The organism is Pantoea sp. Sc1 (assembly GCF_000255315.1).
GTDB classification, from domain to species: Bacteria; Pseudomonadota; Gammaproteobacteria; order Enterobacterales; family Enterobacteriaceae; genus Pantoea; species Pantoea anthophila.
The window spans coordinates 2463760-2480618 of sequence record NZ_AJFP01000001.1; the positions used below are offsets into that span (position 1 = coordinate 2463760).

At 56.7% G+C, this 16859-nt stretch carries 13 protein-coding genes; all 13 read right to left on the reverse strand.

The features are described from left to right. Window positions 1–18 precede the first annotated feature (18 nt). The 13 genes from S7A_RS11385 to S7A_RS21645 all read right to left on the reverse strand — a co-directional run bounded on the left by S7A_RS11385 (window position 19) and on the right by S7A_RS21645 (window position 16858). Entirely contained in the window at window positions 19–840 is an 822-nt protein-coding gene (locus S7A_RS11385; RefSeq protein WP_009090703.1) for a M55 family metallopeptidase, read from the reverse strand. Beyond that, window positions 837–1880, reverse strand: a complete 1044-nt coding sequence (locus S7A_RS11390; RefSeq protein ID WP_009090706.1) for a P1 family peptidase — start codon at window positions 1878–1880, stop codon at window positions 837–839. Before S7A_RS11390 ends, S7A_RS11385 begins: the two co-directional genes overlap by 4 nt. Before the next feature lie 2 nt (window positions 1881–1882). Then, complete coding sequence (locus S7A_RS11395; RefSeq protein WP_009090707.1) at window positions 1883–2767, reverse strand: ABC transporter permease subunit; 885 nt, start codon at window positions 2765–2767, stop codon at window positions 1883–1885. Continuing rightward, window positions 2764–3696, reverse strand: coding sequence for an ABC transporter permease (locus S7A_RS11400; protein WP_009090709.1), 933 nt, complete (start codon window positions 3694–3696; stop codon window positions 2764–2766). The genes S7A_RS11395 and S7A_RS11400 overlap by 4 nt, the downstream gene beginning before the upstream one ends. 84 nt (window positions 3697–3780) lie before the next feature. Next, complete coding sequence (locus tag S7A_RS11405) at window positions 3781–5322, reverse strand: glutathione ABC transporter substrate-binding protein (protein WP_009090711.1); 1542 nt, start codon at window positions 5320–5322, stop codon at window positions 3781–3783. 22 nt (window positions 5323–5344) lie between these two features. Continuing rightward, window positions 5345–7210 carry an ABC transporter ATP-binding protein gene (locus tag S7A_RS11410; RefSeq protein ID WP_009090713.1) on the reverse strand — a complete coding sequence of 622 codons (1866 nt, stop codon included), beginning with the start codon at window positions 7208–7210 and terminating at the stop codon, window positions 5345–5347. A gap of 15 nt (window positions 7211–7225) precedes the next feature. Then, entirely contained in the window at window positions 7226–8191 is a 966-nt protein-coding gene (gene dgcA / locus S7A_RS11415; RefSeq protein ID WP_009090715.1) for an N-acetyl-D-Glu racemase DgcA, read from the reverse strand. A gap of 1 nt (window position 8192) precedes the next feature. Further along, entirely contained in the window at window positions 8193–9200 is a 1008-nt protein-coding gene (gene dgcN, locus S7A_RS11420; protein ID WP_009090716.1) for an N-acetyltransferase DgcN, read from the reverse strand. Window positions 9201–9805: 605 nt separating this feature from the next. After that, window positions 9806–10258, reverse strand: a complete 453-nt coding sequence (locus tag S7A_RS11425) for an SMI1/KNR4 family protein (protein WP_009090718.1) — start codon at window positions 10256–10258, stop codon at window positions 9806–9808. Between the two features lie 3 nt (window positions 10259–10261). Beyond that, window positions 10262–14626, reverse strand: a complete 4365-nt coding sequence (locus tag S7A_RS11430; protein ID WP_009090720.1) for an RHS repeat-associated core domain-containing protein — start codon at window positions 14624–14626, stop codon at window positions 10262–10264. 3 nt (window positions 14627–14629) lie between these two features. Next, window positions 14630–15070 carry a DcrB-related protein gene (locus tag S7A_RS11435; protein WP_009090722.1) on the reverse strand — a complete coding sequence of 147 codons (441 nt, stop codon included), beginning with the start codon at window positions 15068–15070 and terminating at the stop codon, window positions 14630–14632. A 14-nt stretch (window positions 15071–15084) separates the two neighbouring features. Beyond that, window positions 15085–15978 carry a hypothetical protein gene (locus S7A_RS11440; RefSeq protein WP_237712315.1) on the reverse strand — a complete coding sequence of 298 codons (894 nt, stop codon included), beginning with the start codon at window positions 15976–15978 and terminating at the stop codon, window positions 15085–15087. Window positions 15979–16141: 163 nt separating this feature from the next. Beyond that, window positions 16142–16858, reverse strand: a complete 717-nt coding sequence (locus S7A_RS21645) for a hypothetical protein (RefSeq protein WP_009090727.1) — start codon at window positions 16856–16858, stop codon at window positions 16142–16144. Window position 16859 lies beyond the last annotated feature (1 nt).

Here is a 16859-nt window from a genome sequence, read left to right on the forward strand (position 1 = left end):
ATCTACGGGGTAATGTCGCTACGACTGCGTCGTCGCCAGATAAGAGAAAGCACTGAGCAGGCTGATTAACGTCGCCATTTTCTCCGCCCGATAGCCGACGGTGACACCATCAAGACGCGTGACGCCGGGGATCAGGCAGAACAGATCGGCCAGCACCGGCCTGCTGGCCTGCAGCCGCATCGCGTAGGGTGCCGTCAGGCGGGTCGTGCTCACCTGAGGCTGATGCTGCAATGCGGTGCGTGCCGCGGCAGCAATCGCACGCTGCGCGGCGTGAGGGCTGATCGATTCCGCGCAGGTGTGAGAAATGGCGCGTTTGACACAGACGTAATCGACCGTCGGGTAGTGTTCCGCTATCCAGCCCTGCAGCTGATCGTCGCCCGTCACCAGCAGCAGTGGCGTGCCCTGCTCAGCCGCGGCGGCGGCGTAGATATCGGTTTCGCCCATCACCAGACCATTGATATGGATACGCCAGAATGCCCGGCCGTTGATGGTATGCGCCAGCACGCCGGGTTCACCCGCGGCGCTGTGATAGCCCACCAGAAATAAGCCGTCGAACTGCTGCTGTTCAATGCCTTCCACCATCGACAGCCCGCGAGGTTTGCCCTGCACCAGCCGGGCACGGGAATCGATATGTTCCGCCCGCAGGTTGGTCATCCGGGCATGGCTGTCTGCAACCACCACGTCCGTGGCGCCGCCCGCGAAAGCGCCCTCAATCGCAGCATTGACTTCCTGCTCCATCAGCCCCCGGGCCAGCTGGTACTCCGGGTTGCCTGGGGTGCACTGCTCCGGGCACATAACGCCCGCGATGCCTTCGATATCGGCAGAGATAAAAATTTTCATGAGGTTAACCTGTCCAGTATCTGAGTCAGTGAGGGCCGATGATGACCCCGAAAGCCGGTCACGGCCTCCGCGCTCAACAGGGCGTCCAGTACAGCCTGTTCGGTGGCATCGGCCGCGGCGGCAAGCAGCGGCTCCAGCTGCTCCTCCTGTGGCGGTTGCGGCAGCGGTTGCGTTGAAAACGCCACCGCAATGTCGCCCGAGCCGTGGCCCCAGTGGCTGCCCAGCCGTCCCAGGCCGGCACCGGCGCGCTTCGCCAGGCGCTTTAACTGTCGCGCCTCCAGCGGTGCATCCGTTGCCATGATGATGATGACAGAACCGGCATCGCGCTGCGGCGTGTGGCCTGGCAGCAGCGGCACAATCATCTCACCGGCCCGCACGCCATCGAGCGTCAGGGCCTCCAGTGCGCCAAAATTGGCCAGCACCAGCACGCCAAGCGTGGCGCTGAGCGAGGGGATCAGCCGCGAGGCGGTGCCGATCCCCCCTTTCAGGCTGAAACAGCTCATGCCGCGTCCGGCCCCGACGCTGCCGCGTGCGAAGTCGGCTGAGGCGGTCTGCAGGGCCGTCTGCGCCATCGCCTCGCTGACAGCCAGTGCCTGAATATCATTGAGCCAGCCATCGTTGCACTCCAGCGCCAGGGGATTGACCGTTGGCAGCGTTCGCCCCAGCTCCGGGTTGCGACGGATGGCATCCCGTACCAGCGTGGTAAACAGCGTGCCGACCGCCAGCGTGTTGCTGAGCAGAATCGGCGTCTGCAGCACGCCAAGCTCCTCGATCTGAACCAGCCCGACCGGTTTGGCAAACCCGTTCAGGACCTCTGCCCCGCACGGCAGCGGCGTCAGAAACAGATTGTCGCCCGGCGGCACGATAGCGGTGACGCCTGTCTGCGTCTCGCCTGCATTCAGCGTAGAGTGGCCCACCCGCACGCCCGCCACATCGCTGATGCGATTAGCAGGTCCGCAGGCGCTGCGCGGCTGACCCAGCTGACGCGTCTCACGCCAGCGCTCCAGCAGCAGTGTGCGCTGCACATGTTGAAAATCCATCGTCAGCCCTTGAGTTTGGGATCGAGGGTGTCGCGCAGCGCATCCCCAAGCAGGTTAAAGGCCAGCACGGTCAGAAAGATCGCCAGCCCCGGAAAGACGCTCATGTGCCAGGCCCCGGCCATCATCATGCTGCGGCTCATCGCCAGAATATTGCCCCATTCAGGCACGTCAGGTTCCGGGCCCAGTCCGATAAAGCTCAGGCCCGCCGCCGTAAGAATACTGGTGCCAATGCGCATGGTGAAATAGACAATCACACTGGAGAGCGTGCCGGGCAGAATATGCCGCAGAATAATCACCCGGTCTGGCGCACCGGCGCAGCGCACCGCCTCAACATACGCCGCCTGTCGCAGTGAAAGCGTCGAAGCACGCACGATGCGGGCAAAGACCGGTACGCTGAACACCGCGACCGCGATAATGACATTGTTCAGGCCCGTTCCCAGCAGCGCCACCACCGCGATGGCCAGCAGCATGCCGGGAAAGGCGAACAGCACGTCGGCGCCGCGCATAATCAGCATATCGATCCAGCGGCCATAGTAGCCGGCCAGTAAACCCAGTATCACCCCGACGATCATGCCCAGCGTGACCGACAGCACCCCGACATAGAGCGAGATGCGGGCGCCGTAAATAATCCGGCTCAGCAGGTCACGCCCCAGCTCGTCGGTCCCCATCCAGTGGGCGGCCGTCGGCGGCGACGATAACGCCATCCAGTCCGGTGCCATCGGGTCCCAGGGGGCCAGCCAGGGCGCAAAGAGGGCGACCACAATCAGCAGCAGCACAAATCCGCCCGACACCAGCGCCAGGGGATTACGCACAAAGGCGTGCAGGAAGTCGCGCCAGGGTGAACGAATGATCTGTGGCGGATTTTCAGTCAGTGTTGACGAACTCATCTCGGCTCCTGTCGCAGACGAATGGCCGGATTGACGACTGCATAGAGCAGATCGACCAGCAGGTTAATCACGATAAATTCAAACACGAACAGCATCACCAGCGCCTGAATGACCGGCTGGTCCTGCGCCTTGATTGACTCAATCAGTAACCAGCCCAGACCAGGCCAGTTGAAGACGCTCTCCACGACGATAGAGCCCCCCAGCAGAAAACCGAACTGCAGGCCCAGCATGGTGATCACCGGGATGAGTGCGTTGCGCATCACATGTTTCCACGTCACCAGCCGTTTTCGCAGCCCTTTCGCTTTTGCGGTGCGCACGTAATCTTCCTGCGCCACTTCAAGAAAGGCCGAACGGGTAAAGCGCGCCATCACGGCCGCCACCGACGATCCCAGGGTGATGGCAGGCAGGACAATATCGCTGGCCCTGTTAAAGCCGCTGACTGAAAAGAGCCCAAACGGCATCGCGACGAACTGGATCAGCAGCAGCCCCAGCCAGAAGGCGGGCATGGAGATGCCGCCGACGGCCACGCTCATCAATGTCCAGTCCTGCCATTTCCCCCGTTTCAGCGCCGCCAGAACGCCGAAGAGCAGGCCGAGGATCACGGACCAGGTAAACCCTGCGAGGGCGAGCCACAGTGTCGGCATGAATCCCTGCGCGATCACCTGCCGCACCGGTTGCTGCGTGCGGTAGGTGATGCCGAGATCGCCCTGCAGCAGGCTGCCGACCCAGTGGAGATACTGCTGCGGCAGCGGATCGTTCAGCCCGAGATGCTGACGTGCCGCCTCTACCGCCTCGATGGGCGCATCCGGTCCGGCATAGATGCGCGCCGGATCGCCCGGCAGCAGCTTGATAAAGCCGAAAACCAGCAGCGAGACCACCAGCAAAACCGGGATCATCTCGAGCAATCGGCGAAGGATGTATGCAAACATGCGATTCCCTGAAACAGAGGTGCGACGGGCCTTTCCACGCCCCCTCTCCCGCATGGGGTCAGGGGCGTGGAGGAAGAAATCGTCTTATTTAAAGGACGCCTGAGTGAAGATGAAATTGCCATCAGGCAGCATTGAAACGCCGCTCAGGTTGCTGCGCTTGCCCACCAGGTTGTCTGGCGTGCCAAGAAAGGCTACCGGTGCCGCTTTCCATAGCGCCGTCTGGGCCTGCGCATAGGCGATGCCACGCTTCGCCGCATCGGCCGTCACCAGCCCGGCGGCGATCGCTTTGTCCACTTCCGGGTTGCTGAAGTAAGAGACATTATAGGAGGTCGGCACCCAGGACTCGGTGGCAAACAGCGGGCGCAGCGCCCAGTCCGCATCGCCGGTAGAGGTCGACCAGCCGCCATAATAGAGGTCAAACTCCGCCATTTTCGGATCCTTCACGCCCCACAATTTCGCATTGCGCGTTCCCGAATCCATCGGGGTAACCGTGGCACGAATACCCACCGCAGCCAGCTGTGCTTTCAGCACCTGACCGGCTCGCACGGCGGCCGTGGCATTGGTGACCCAGAGCTTAAGATCCAGCCCCTGCGGATAGCCTGCCGCTTTCAGCAGGGCTTTGGCCTTATCGGGTGCATAGTGGTAATCGGGGTCGGTTTGTTTCTGATAGAACTGCACCCCTTCCGGCATAGCCGAGGTGGCCGGTTTGCCCAGACCGGCAAAGGCCACTTTCAGCCACAGATTACGGTCAATCGCATAGTTGATGGCCTGACGCACGCGAACATCCGCCAGCGGCTTGTGCTGCGTGTTCATCGCCATGTAATAGAGATAGATGCTCGGGTCGCGCTGCACCGTCAGATGGCTGTCCTGCTGCACCGCCGCAATGAGGTCGGACGGCAGTGGCCAGATGGCATCCACCTGCCCCGATTTTAAAGCCGCAACGCGTGTCGCATCTTCCGGGCTTGGCGAGAAGATCACCTGGTCGACTTTCGGCCACCCCGCCTGCCAGTAACCCGCATACTTCGCCATCGTCACGGCTTTGCCCGGTTTCCAGTCGACAAATTTAAACGGACCGGTTCCTACCGGATGCAGCCGGAGCTGGGCTTCGTCCGGGTATTGCTTCAGGATCGCCGGGCTCCACATCACCGCCGAGGGGTGCGCCAGCGTGTTAATAAAAGCCCCGAACGACTGATTCAGGTCGATTCTGACCTGGTCGGGTGCCAGCACCGTCACCCTGTCGATCATTTTGTAGAGGCTGTTGCGCTTCAGCCCTTTTTTCTGGTCAGCCAGACGACCGAGGTTGGCTTTGACGGCTTCCGCGTCAAAAGGGGTGCCATCCTGGAAGGTCACGCCCTTGCGCAGCGTCAGGGTAAATTCGGTCGCGCTCTCATTGGCGGTATAACCGGTCGCCAGCCAGGGTTGCAGCTTCATCTGTGGATCAAACTGGAACAGGCGTTCAAAGATACCGCTCTGTACGGAGTAGCTGATGTTATCCGAGGTGTCGTGCGGGTCCAGCCCCGTGATATCGGCATACATGGAGATACGCAGATCCTGCGCCTGCGCAGCAGAGACCAGCATCGTCGTCAGGGCGAAGGCGAGTGAGGTACGGCGAAAAATGGGTTTCATGAAATCTCCTGGTCGTTGAGGATTATCGCAATGCAATGCCGTCAGCGACCCAGTGCAGAGGCGCAACCTGTCGATAACGGGGCTTAGTGACCGTTTGGCCCACCTTACGTAACGGCGAAGGGATTTCGCTGTCATCGACAAGGCGGGGCTGACGGTTCTCAGGATCGGCTACCGGCACGGAGGCCAGCAGACGCTGGGTATAGGGGTGCTGCGGGTGATTAAATACCGACTGGCGCGGTCCCAGTTCCACAATCTGGCCGAGGTACATCACCGCCACGCGATTCGCAATGCGCTCTACCACCGCCATATCGTGAGAGATGAAGATCCACGCCACGCCGGTCTGCTGCTGGAGGTCCATCATCAGATTGACCACCTGCGCCTGAATCGAGACGTCGAGGGCTGAGACCGCCTCGTCGGCGATAATGACTTTCGGCTTCAGTGCCATGGCGCGGGCGATGGCAATCCGCTGACGCTGCCCGCCCGAAAATTCATGCGGATAGCGACGCGCATGCTCCGGCAGCAGGCCGACGCTCTTCAGCAGCGCATCAATCTGCGGCGAAGCCTCCTCCAGCGATTTCACAATACCGTGCAGGAGCAACGGCTCGGCGATGGTGAAACCCACGGTCAGGCGGGGATTCAGTGAGGCGTAGGGATCCTGAAAGACCATCTGAATTTCACGGCGGAGCGGCTGGAATGCCGCCTCTTTCAGGTCGGAGATCTCTCTTCCCTCAAAGTGAATGCTTTCGGCCTCACTGCTGATGAGCCGCATCAGTGCGCGTCCGGTGGTCGATTTGCCGCAGCCGCTTTCACCCACGATGGCCAGGGTTTCACCGGGCCACAGCGTGAAATCAATCTGCTCCACCGCATGCACATGGTGCGTCAGGCTTGATAAGATGCCGCTGCGGATCGGGTAGTAGACTTTCAACCCGCGCACATCGAGCAGCGGCGCCACGTCGTAACGCGCGGTCTGCTGTTCGCGTTGCACCGCGTCGCGGGCACCCGGCAGAGGAAAACGTTGCGGCCAGTTGTGCTCCCGCATATCACCGAGTCTGGGCACGGCCGCCAGTAATGCTTTGGTATAAGCGTGCTGCGGAGCGGCAAAAATCTGAGAGACGGTGCCCTGCTCGATGACTTCGCCGCGCAGCATCACCACCACCCGATCGGCGATTTCTGCCACCACGCCCATATCATGAGTGATAAACAGCACCGCCATCTGTTTCTCGCGTTGCAGTTCCCGCAGGATGTGCAGAATACGCGCCTGCACGGTAACATCCAGCGCTGTAGTCGGCTCGTCGGCGATCAGGAGCTGCGGGTCACAGGCCAGCGCCTGCGCAATCATGACACGCTGCCGCATGCCGCCGGACAGCGAGTGCGGATAGCTTTTCATGACGCGATCCACATCGGCGATACGCACCTGTCGCAGCAGTTCACGCACGCGCGCCTGCGCCTCTTTTCTGCTGCACTGCTGGTGATCGCGTAACGCTTCGGTAAGCTGATCGTCAATGCGCAGCACCGGATTCAGCGAGGTCATGGGCTCCTGAAAGATCATCGCCATTTCACGGCCCCGCAACGCGCGACGCTGATTCTCATCCAGCGTTTCCAGCGCATGCACGTTTCCACTGCGATCGCGAAACTGCATGCTGCCGCGATCGACACGGCCGCCGCTTGCCAGTAAGCCCATCACCGCCAGCGACGTGACAGATTTACCGGAGCCGCTTTCACCCACCACGGCGACAATCTCACCCGGATTGATAGCAAAACTGATCCCCCTGAGAGCCTGATTCTCACCGCTGCGTCCCCGAAACGAGACGCTGAGATCCTGAATCGCCAGTACGGGAGAGGCAGAGGCTGTGCGCGCTGCAGAAGAGGTAAGTCGTGTGTCCGTCATCGTCGCCTCGCAAAGTTATAGCCAGATGCGGCCCTGGGAGTAGCTCAAAAAAGGAGAACTGTCGGCGGCCAGCCAGATGGGGCCATCCAGGTCGATGAACTCCGCATTGACCGCGACGGGTAAGGCGGCCTCCATCGCCAGTGACGAACCCAGCATGCAGCCAACCATAACGCGCATATTCTGCGCCCGGGCCGCCTCCATCATCGCCAGCGCTTCGGTCAGGCCCCCGCACTTGTCGAGTTTGATGTTGACCATCTCGTAACGATCGCGCAGTTCCGCAATATCCGCCCGCGTATGACAACTCTCATCGGCACAGACCGGGATGGGATGCTTAAAGCGTTGCAGGTCATGATCCTGTCCGGCGGGCAGCGGTTGCTCCACCATCGCGATGCTGAAGGCCTTCAGTGCCACCAGCAGGCTCTCCAGGTCCAGCCCCGACCAGGCTTCATTGGCATCGATAATAAGCGTGGCGCGCGGTGCCGCCGCACGGATCGCGGCCACCTTTTCCAGAACCGCATCGCGGTCGAGCTTAATTTTGAGCAGGATGGCCCCGCGTGAGACGGCCTCTGCCGCCGCGAGCGCCATATTTTCCTGCGTGTCGAGGCTGAGGGTTTCGGCCGTCACCACCGACGGTGGCTGAGAACACCGGCTCTTCTGCCACAGCGTCTGATGCGTCCGTGCGGCGTCGAGTCGCCATAGCGCACAGTCCAGCACGTTGCGTGCGGCGCCTGCGGGTAAGCGCTGTTGCAGATCGTCATGGCTCAGGCCCGCCTCCACGTCAGCACGCACGGCTTCAAGCATCGCCTGCACGCTTTCCGGCGTCTCACCGTAGCGGGCCGTCGGAGTGCATTCGCCCTGCCCGATGAACCCGTTTTGCTCCAGGGTGACCCGGATGACCGTCACGGCGGTCCGGATTCCACGTGAGATGGCAAAGGGGCGCGCCAGCGGCAGCTCCACCACATCGATCTGCAATGTTCTCATTTCAGCCACGCTCCTGAAGCAGCGCGGCGATCCCGTCGATACCAAAACGCACAGGATCGGTGGCCGGCAGCCCAAACTCAGCGGTGATTTCAGCGCAATACGCGAGCGCCTCTTCTTCGCTGTAATTTGAGGTGTTAATCGCAAAGCCTGCGAGCTGCACCGACTCACTGGTCACCTGCGCAGCGCGCAGATTGGCTTCAACGCACTCCTTCAGGCTGACCATCGGCTGGTGGGGCAAATGACGCATATGCGGGCGTCCCATTTCATGACACATGACCAGCCAGTGCGGTTGCGCGCCGTGCATCAGCCCCATACTCACGCCTGCATAAGAGGGATGGAACAGTGAGCCCTGCCCTTCGACGATGTCCCAGTGGTCCGCGTCATTCGCGGGTGACAGCGCTTCAGCAGCGCCGGCAATAAAATCCGCGATGACCGCATCCACAGCAATGCCCTCACCCGCGACCAGAATGCCGGTCTGGCCCGTGGCACGAAAATCCGCTTTCATGCCGCGTGCACGCATCGCCGCTTCCAGCGCCAGGGAGGTGTACATCTTGCCCACTGAGCAGTCCGTGCCCACTGTCAGGATGCGCTTACCTGAACGCTTCTTGCCGCTGCCAACATTAAGCGCCGGGCGCATATGGCGCAGGTCAAACAGCTCAACGTCCGACGCCTGCGCAAGCGCGACCAGTTCCGGCTCATCCACCAGCCGATGATGCAGACCACTGGCCACATTCATGCCTGCTTTGATGGCACTTTTGATGGTTTCCAGCCAGTGCGCTGGCAGATAGCCCCCTGCGTTGGCGGTACCCAGCACCAGGGTTTTTGCGCCACGCGCTTTGGCAGCGGGAATATCGAGTTCATCCAGACCCAGACTGACGGTGCAGCCCGGCAGTTTAATTTCGCCAACGCACTGCTCCGGCCGCCAGATATGAATACCGCGCGCCGTTTTTGCCGCAAGGGGATCGGTCACATCGCCAAGAAAGAGTAAATAGGGTTGTGGAATTAGCATGTTGTCTCTCGTTTCAGCCAAAAGATCAGGTTCTGAAACCACTATTTCATGCGTTCTGAAGGGTGACGAATGCTTGTTTAGCAGGAGGGTATAACGGCAGGTTATAGTCAGAGGTAAGAGTGATGATGGGTGGGTTTTCCGGCGGAAGTGAGCGTCAGAGGGACTTAAACCGGGAGCGGGTCATAGGAAAAGAAGATGTTTAGACAAGAAGGATAGCTTTATTATGAATTAGGGCAGAAGGCAAAAAGGCTTATCATGCCCTTGAACCAAAGGCCGTTGGAAAGTAAATCCATGACGACTGCCATATTCAATGTCAGTTCAAATTATCGAAATTTAAAAATAAAACATTACAGCCATTGACACACAAAGTTAATCACCTGCAACGTCAATAGCAACGCGAGTTTAATTAATAAAAAATAAAAAACGTCATCTCCATACATAGCCTTACAACTCGAAAGCACCCTAAAAATAATATATTAGCTATTAATTATAATTTTTATGCGCCCGCTACGTTAAACAGCATGACTACCATCGAAAGGCTTCATTTTTAGTAAAAAATCAAGCCGAAAAAAACCACTGTATCTTTCCGGCCTGATTCGATTTTATTAGATTTCAATCTCATAAAGGTTATTTATGAAATCATCAAGATTCAATGCAACTAAATGCATATTTTGCATTCCCGGCACATCACCATCATCGGCTTCATTTTCATGATCCCAAAAATAAACCTCTGCTTTTTCGCCATTGATACCGATTAGAATAAGATTGCCGCCAGGGTCTTTAGCAATGGGAATGTAGTTTTTAGGAATGCGTTCTTTGTACGTATTGAAGTAATTTATGAGACCTTCATTTTTTGAATCACTGACCTCTAGAAATTTATCAACACTTGACCCATCTTCACCGTCAGCAAAGTCAAACCCGTCAGGTTGAGGATATCCACCATTGTATTTCTTTAAAAACTCTCTATAACTATCAGGTAGCTTGATGCTTAACTGATTCTCCACATTAACTATATCCTGTTCGCTCACCATACTTTTTGAATCATGTATTTTTGTCATAAATCACTTTCCCGTAGCTATGCCGCCAGTATGTTTTACTGCTGCGTGTATATCTGTTGGTATTAACTGCATATATCCCGAATCTTGATGATGGTGCCATGTATAATCGTTTGGCCTTGGATTACCTCTGCCATATCCAGCAGCTTTATCTGCACGGGCAAAATCAATAGCACGAGTTCTACCAAGCTCAATACGAACATTTCTTATCGAATATCTGGTAAAGTCAGGAAAACCAGCATGATTAAATGGAACACTATGCGGGTATTTATGTCTTATTACAACAGGCAGACTTTCAATAGGGTACATCTTACCTGAAAACTTGCTATTTATTGGCATGCGACCATTAACCGCTTTAACCATTTTAGAGGCTAAACTACACTTACTCAATCCAAGTGGGTCAATCCAATTTATAGCATTCGGTGCAAACTCATACAGATTAATTCCGCCCGCCAGCCCTATCGGATCCTGCTGGGTAAACCGTCCGCTGTCCGGATCATAATATCGAAACAGATTGTAGTGCAGTCCGGTTTCACGATCCAGGTACTGACCCTGCATACGCAGATTCTGCTGCACGGCAGGCAGCCGCTGGCTGGATTCACGCAGCAGTTTGCCCCACGGGCTGTTGATCCCTTCCCAGGCTTTTTGCCCTTCACTGTCAGTCAGCAGCTCCGGCATCCCGTTGGCCGCATTATGGAACCAGTAAATCTCCGGACTTTCCACACCATCAATACGTGCCAGCGGGTCATAGCTCTGGCTGTCGCTGTAAACATAGGTCAGCGGAGTGCCGTCGTGGATTTCCTGCAACAGCCGGTAACCTTCCCAGACAAAGCGCGTCGTTACTGCGTTGCCCGATGGTTTTCCCTGTAACAGCTGTTGGCTGGTTTTACTGATGCGACGTCCCAGCGGATCGTAACGGAAACTCACCTTCGTGCGCGGCTTGTTACGGTCCCGCGGCTCACTGATGACCTCCGTCAGGCGATGCTCACCATCGTAGCGATAGCGCCAGCGGGTCTGGCCGTCATCTTTCTCAGTGGTGCGGCCATGAATGTCATACTGCCAGCGGATACCGTTCAGTCCGGTGACACGGTTGTGCATGACATGAGCGGCACTATGGCGATCCAGCGGGTTGCCTGCGCCATCCCAGCGCCACTGCTCATTACCCGGCTGCGCACCGTCCTGGGACAACAGCCGGCCGGCGTTATCGTAGTGCCATAACGTCTGGCTGAACGGATTATCGTCACGCTCTTCGCGGATCAGGTTGTTACCGTAATCGAAGTCGCGCTGGCGGGACCAGATGCGCGGCGCAGGTCGCTGTGCTTCACCCCTGAACACGTCACGGCGGCGCAGTCTGCCTAAGCGGTCATACTCGCTGCGCATAGTCAGGCTGCCCTGCGTCCGGCTCAGTTCCCGGTGCAGCGTGTCACGGGTAAACTCGGTGACCGGCAGGTTGTCCAGTGCGATGCTCAGCAAGTGGCCGCTACCGTAATAAAGCTGCTTCAGGTTGCGACCATCCGGCAGGGTTAAGGCCGTGCAGTTACCCAGCGCGTCATACGCCCACGCCAGTTCGCCCTGCTCCCCCTGTTCAGCAACGATGCGGCCCAGCGCATCATATTTAAAGGTAATCTCCTGCTCGGCCTGCTGGCTCCACTCGGTGTCAGACAGCGGCAGATGCTGCGACACTTTACCGAGCTGGCCGCCACCGCTGTAGTGATAGCGCGTCTGCCCCTCCGGCGTGGTTCGCGCCAGCAGTTGCCCCGCACGACTCCAGTGGTAATGATGGGTGATGGCCTGAGGATGGCCGGCGGCAAAGGTACGCGATAGCGTGCGGCCCGCCGCGTCATAGTCGTATCGCGTGGCAACACCATCCAGTCCCACCTGAGCCAGCAACAGAGAGTCTGCGCCCCATTTGAACTGGTACTGCTCACCGTTCTCGTTTTGCAGCGCCGTGAGGCGGCCACGGCTGTCCCAGCTTCGCTGAACCGTCTCACCCTGCGCATTGCGGTTGGCGATCAGTCGTCCGACATTGTCGTAACGGAATTCACTGCGCTTACCATCCGCCGACTCATGGGCCAGCGGCAGGCCGTTTTCACTCCAGTGCAGTCGCTCTTCCCAGCCCTCTGCGCGCTCCAGCTGGAGAGGACGGCCTGCGGCGTCATAGTGATAACGGGTTTCTTCACCATCCGGCGCGGTGACAGAGCTAAGCCAGCCCAGAGGATGATAACGGTAGCGCGTGGTCAGCCCTGAACAGTCGGTTTCACGGATAACCTGTCCGGCATCGTTAAACTCCCGGCGATAGCTGTTACCTGCTGCATCGATCTCCTCGACAACCAGTCCGGACTCATCCCGCTTATAGATCGTGCTTTGCCCGAGCGCATCAACGACGCGCTCAAGACCGTGATGGGGATCGTAATAGTATTTCGTCGTGGAACCATCCGCTCCGGCAACTACCGTGGGCAGCGCACGGTGTGACAGCCATTGCACCGCCTGCACACCGCCGTCAGCATCTTTCTCTTCAACGCGGTTGCCCAGATCGTCATAGGTGAAACTCACCGCGTTGCCCAGCGGATCGATGCGGCGCGTCAGGAGTTCGTTTTCATCCCACTCATAGCGCCACTTCTCGCCCCGCTCATCGATGAAACAGGTAATGAGGCCCGCGGCGTTCCAGTGGTGTTCGCGCTGCTGACCGTCATAGGTCGACACGCGCGTGATGCCCGCCTCGAGATCGTAATGCATGCGGCAGCCGTCACCGCTATTGGTGCGGTTCTCAACTACGCGCCAGTGATCCAGCTTCTGCCAGTGGTATTCACTTTCCAGCCCGCCGGGCAGCTGATGCCAGACCATCAGTCCGTCGTCGTTGTAACGGAACCGGCGGGTAACAACGCCTGCCGCATCGGTCACGCTGGCAAGCTGGCCCTGTTGGCTGTAGGTCCAGCGCGTCAGAGGCCAGTGCTGCTCGCCATCAAAATGGCTGGCTGACGTCGGCCGTCGCGGATGCTGTCTGTCGTCGTAGTGCAGCGTGACGTCAATTGCCAGCGGCGCGTCATGGATTCGGACCAGACGGGCCTGTTCATCCCAGCCCGTCTCCAGCGCGTTGCCGTACTCGTCGCTGAGTGACGCCAGCCGCAGCACCTGCGGATCGGCGGCCGTGCGCCGGTAAAGACGCCATACCGCACCGTCGTCATCTGCAATGGCGATATCGCCAGTCTCGCTGCGCCGCACCATCAGCCCTTCGCTGATGCTGTAGAGCACCTCTTTTTCACCGGGAACGTTAAAGCTCAGCTCGCGCCCGTTGTCGTCAAACCAGGTTGCCCGGTTGCCTTCGAGCGTCAGATAGCTGTCAAACACCGTGGCCCAGCCCTGACCGAACAGGCCTGCGCGCTGAGTCAGGCTGTTATAGCTGCGCTGAAAACTGAGCGGGAAACGGCCGGGAAGAGAGAAATCGCGTTCGGCATCATCATTAAGGACTTTGACGCCGGTTGCGGCATGAACCGGGAACAGCGATGAGAAGGCGGCGTTGATGGACATATCCGCCATCATGCCGCCCGCCGCACCGGCCAGCGCGCAGGGCATATTTTTCAGGATCTGGCTGGGGCGACCGCGTATGAGCGAAAGGCCGATCATCATCACCGCGAGACCCGGCACCTTGCCACTTTTGATCTCTCTGACCGTAACGGTTTCACCTCCGATGATGACATTGGGGGAAACAGCATCACTTACCGTGGCGTCACAGGTCGTTTTGTCCTTTGCCCGCACCGCAGGCTGGCCATTGATAAAAACGCTTTTCGATCCCTGAGCCAGATACTGCGGCGCACTGTGTTTTTCACAGGCCACTTTATCCTGTTCAAGCGGAGAGGTCCCCGCATCGGCGGAGGCGACCGTGGGCTGCCACATAGCACTGCCGAACTGGCCCACCGCAGAGAGCAGCATGCCGCCGTAGTCCGCGAAGCTCTGCGGTGATTGCGGTTCCGGTGGCGGTGTCTCACCCGGCGTCATCATCCCGGCCGCGCGTGCGGCCATAAGACCATTCACGCGTACATTGTCTGAACCGCTGGCGATCACTCCGGCGGGTGAAGGCGGGAATATCATGTCGCCCAGCCCCTCTGCCGCTTCAGAGATGTCGTCCGACAGGCCCGCAGCATTGGCTAACACACCGCCAATGATGCCGCTGAGCAGACAGCTGGAACCGATAGCGGCAACCCCGGCCGCCGCCATGCCGGCGCCCAGTAAAGGCGCAGCCAGTGTTGCCGCCGCTCCTACCGCAGCCCCGATGACGGCATAAGCCGCCCCTTCAGCCACGACACTGGTAATATCAGCGAAAATGCTGGAGTGAATGATCTCGTCGCCCACGCGGGCCGCATGGTTATCCATAAGTTAATCTTTCCGTGGCGTATTCAGACTCAGGCTTTGTTTGAAAGCCTGCCAGCGCTGACCGTCTTCCTCATTGAATGGGCGCATCGCGGAGAGCGTAAAAATCATAAAGATGTTCGACTCAGGAACCTGTGCAGCCAGCTGTTTCTGCCACACCTGTTGTCCGTTACGGTCAAACAGGGTTTCAACTTCTGTCGCAGGTAAGGTGTTATTCACACCGGCCATCACAGGAACAAATTCACTCTGCTGAATGTGCCCCATCTGGCTCCGCAATGTGTCCCACTGACGCTGAAATTCTTTTTCTGCATCACTGCCTTCTGCAATAACACCACGACTCACCACCCACGCCAGTCCACTGGCCTCATCGCGCAGAATGTTCATGGTGGTGTCCTGCCAGGCAGCAGGAAAAAGCGCAAAAGCGCCCTCATTGAATTGGTAATGCATATCGGATGTCCGTCTTATTCATTGTTTGTGGCAGGAGAATTCAGGTCGCGATAATCACCATCAACGTTATCGGCGTTAGTGAGTATCTGCGTATTATCACGCGCAACTTTAATATCAAAAAGTCGGTGCGAAATATCAGGGTCGCCACCGCAACTGATATCCCGATTATCTTCACGGACCGTGATGATATAGAAGTTTTTCTCACGGCTTTCATCGAGATCGTAACGCAGGCATTTATCATCGAGAGTGGTCAGGTGCCAGGTATGAATGGCTTCGGTGGCGATACCGATAGCCTGGTCAGGGCTGATTTCGCTTTGCTCTGCACCCGGGTCTGTTTTCAGCATGATGTCACTGACTTTTCCCTGAACGATATGGAACATCAACTGTTTTTTGCCCGACTGATAAACAAGCCAGTGCTGATTATCACTGTTATCTTCTTTTCCGGGTCCATAGGCTTGCTGAACCTTTTCCAGGCTGTCACCAACCATGATATTTCGGGCCGTCGGCACGCTGGCATTTTCCAAAAGAATCTCAGCCAGAATCGGGTGCATTCCCTTTCCTGCCGCCGTCGCGCTGAACAACTCAAACCCGTTATAGGTATGCTGGAAATATTTATATTGCTGATTATCAATCACTACCTCTCCAGCCAGATCGGAGCTCAGTGCCTCGCCTGCGCGTATGAAGCTTTCGTCACTCCACATATCACCGGGCGTGAAAACATAGTCATTAAGCAGAACCGAAAAATCACCCTCATTAAGAGCAGGAGCAAGCGACTCCGTGCCGGATTCAGCCCTGACAATGCAGGACAAAAAGAGAAGAACAGGCACGATTATAAAGCTGGTTAAAAAGCGATTTACGATCATTATTTTTATCGAAGTTGGCAATTGCAAAAATAAGAAAAATTTCATTCGCTAACTCAACGCGATCTAATTAACTCAAAAAAAAAATCAACACATCAATAATATGTATGAGGTGGAGACGAAACATAACCACCTCAATAAACATCATAAATCAATCAACGTTATTATTATCTAAATCGCAAAAAAAACTCGTTTGAGAATAATAAAACCATCACTCCCACTTACCACTTTGCTCTACAAGCATTTTATTCTTCTGAGTTACTTTTAACACAAGCGGATCAAAGTTCACAATATAATTTACGCCGCTATTAGTGAAAATCATTCCATTAACTTTATTTGAGTTAACAGGCTGCGTGGTTTTGCCTTCAAGAGTAATCTGTTTCCCATCCTTATTTCTGAGACCTAGGTACTTAACTTTATTGCATACAGTATAAAACTCTCCACAACCATTCACTAAAGTAATGGTAAAGTCAGATGTCGAAAAAGTTTTCATGCCCGATTTTAAATTTTCATGGCTAACTTCCTTTTCGAGCGCGTAAGTTTTTGGAGCGTAAAACTCGCCATTCTCAGGGTCTTTTATTAACTTCCATAAAACTTTATCATCTTTAAGTTCTAAATTTGCTTTGCCCTTTACTCCACCAAATGAAGAATTAAATTCAATCAAAGCTTTTTTATCATTTGCAGTGCCTTTGAGGTTGCTGAGATTATCCTCAGGACAATCTATTTTGTTGCCACCCCTGGTAACATAACAATAACTACCCGTGATGTTATTATTATCCTGTTTTAATTTCAACGTTAGAGTGGAGTATAATGATCCATTATCATTTTTTTCTTGCCCACTCCACTGACCAGTAAAGTCATCAGAAGCAAGCAGGGGTAATGAAGAGACTGACAGCAAAACCGCTAAGCTAAATCTAAATTTATTCATC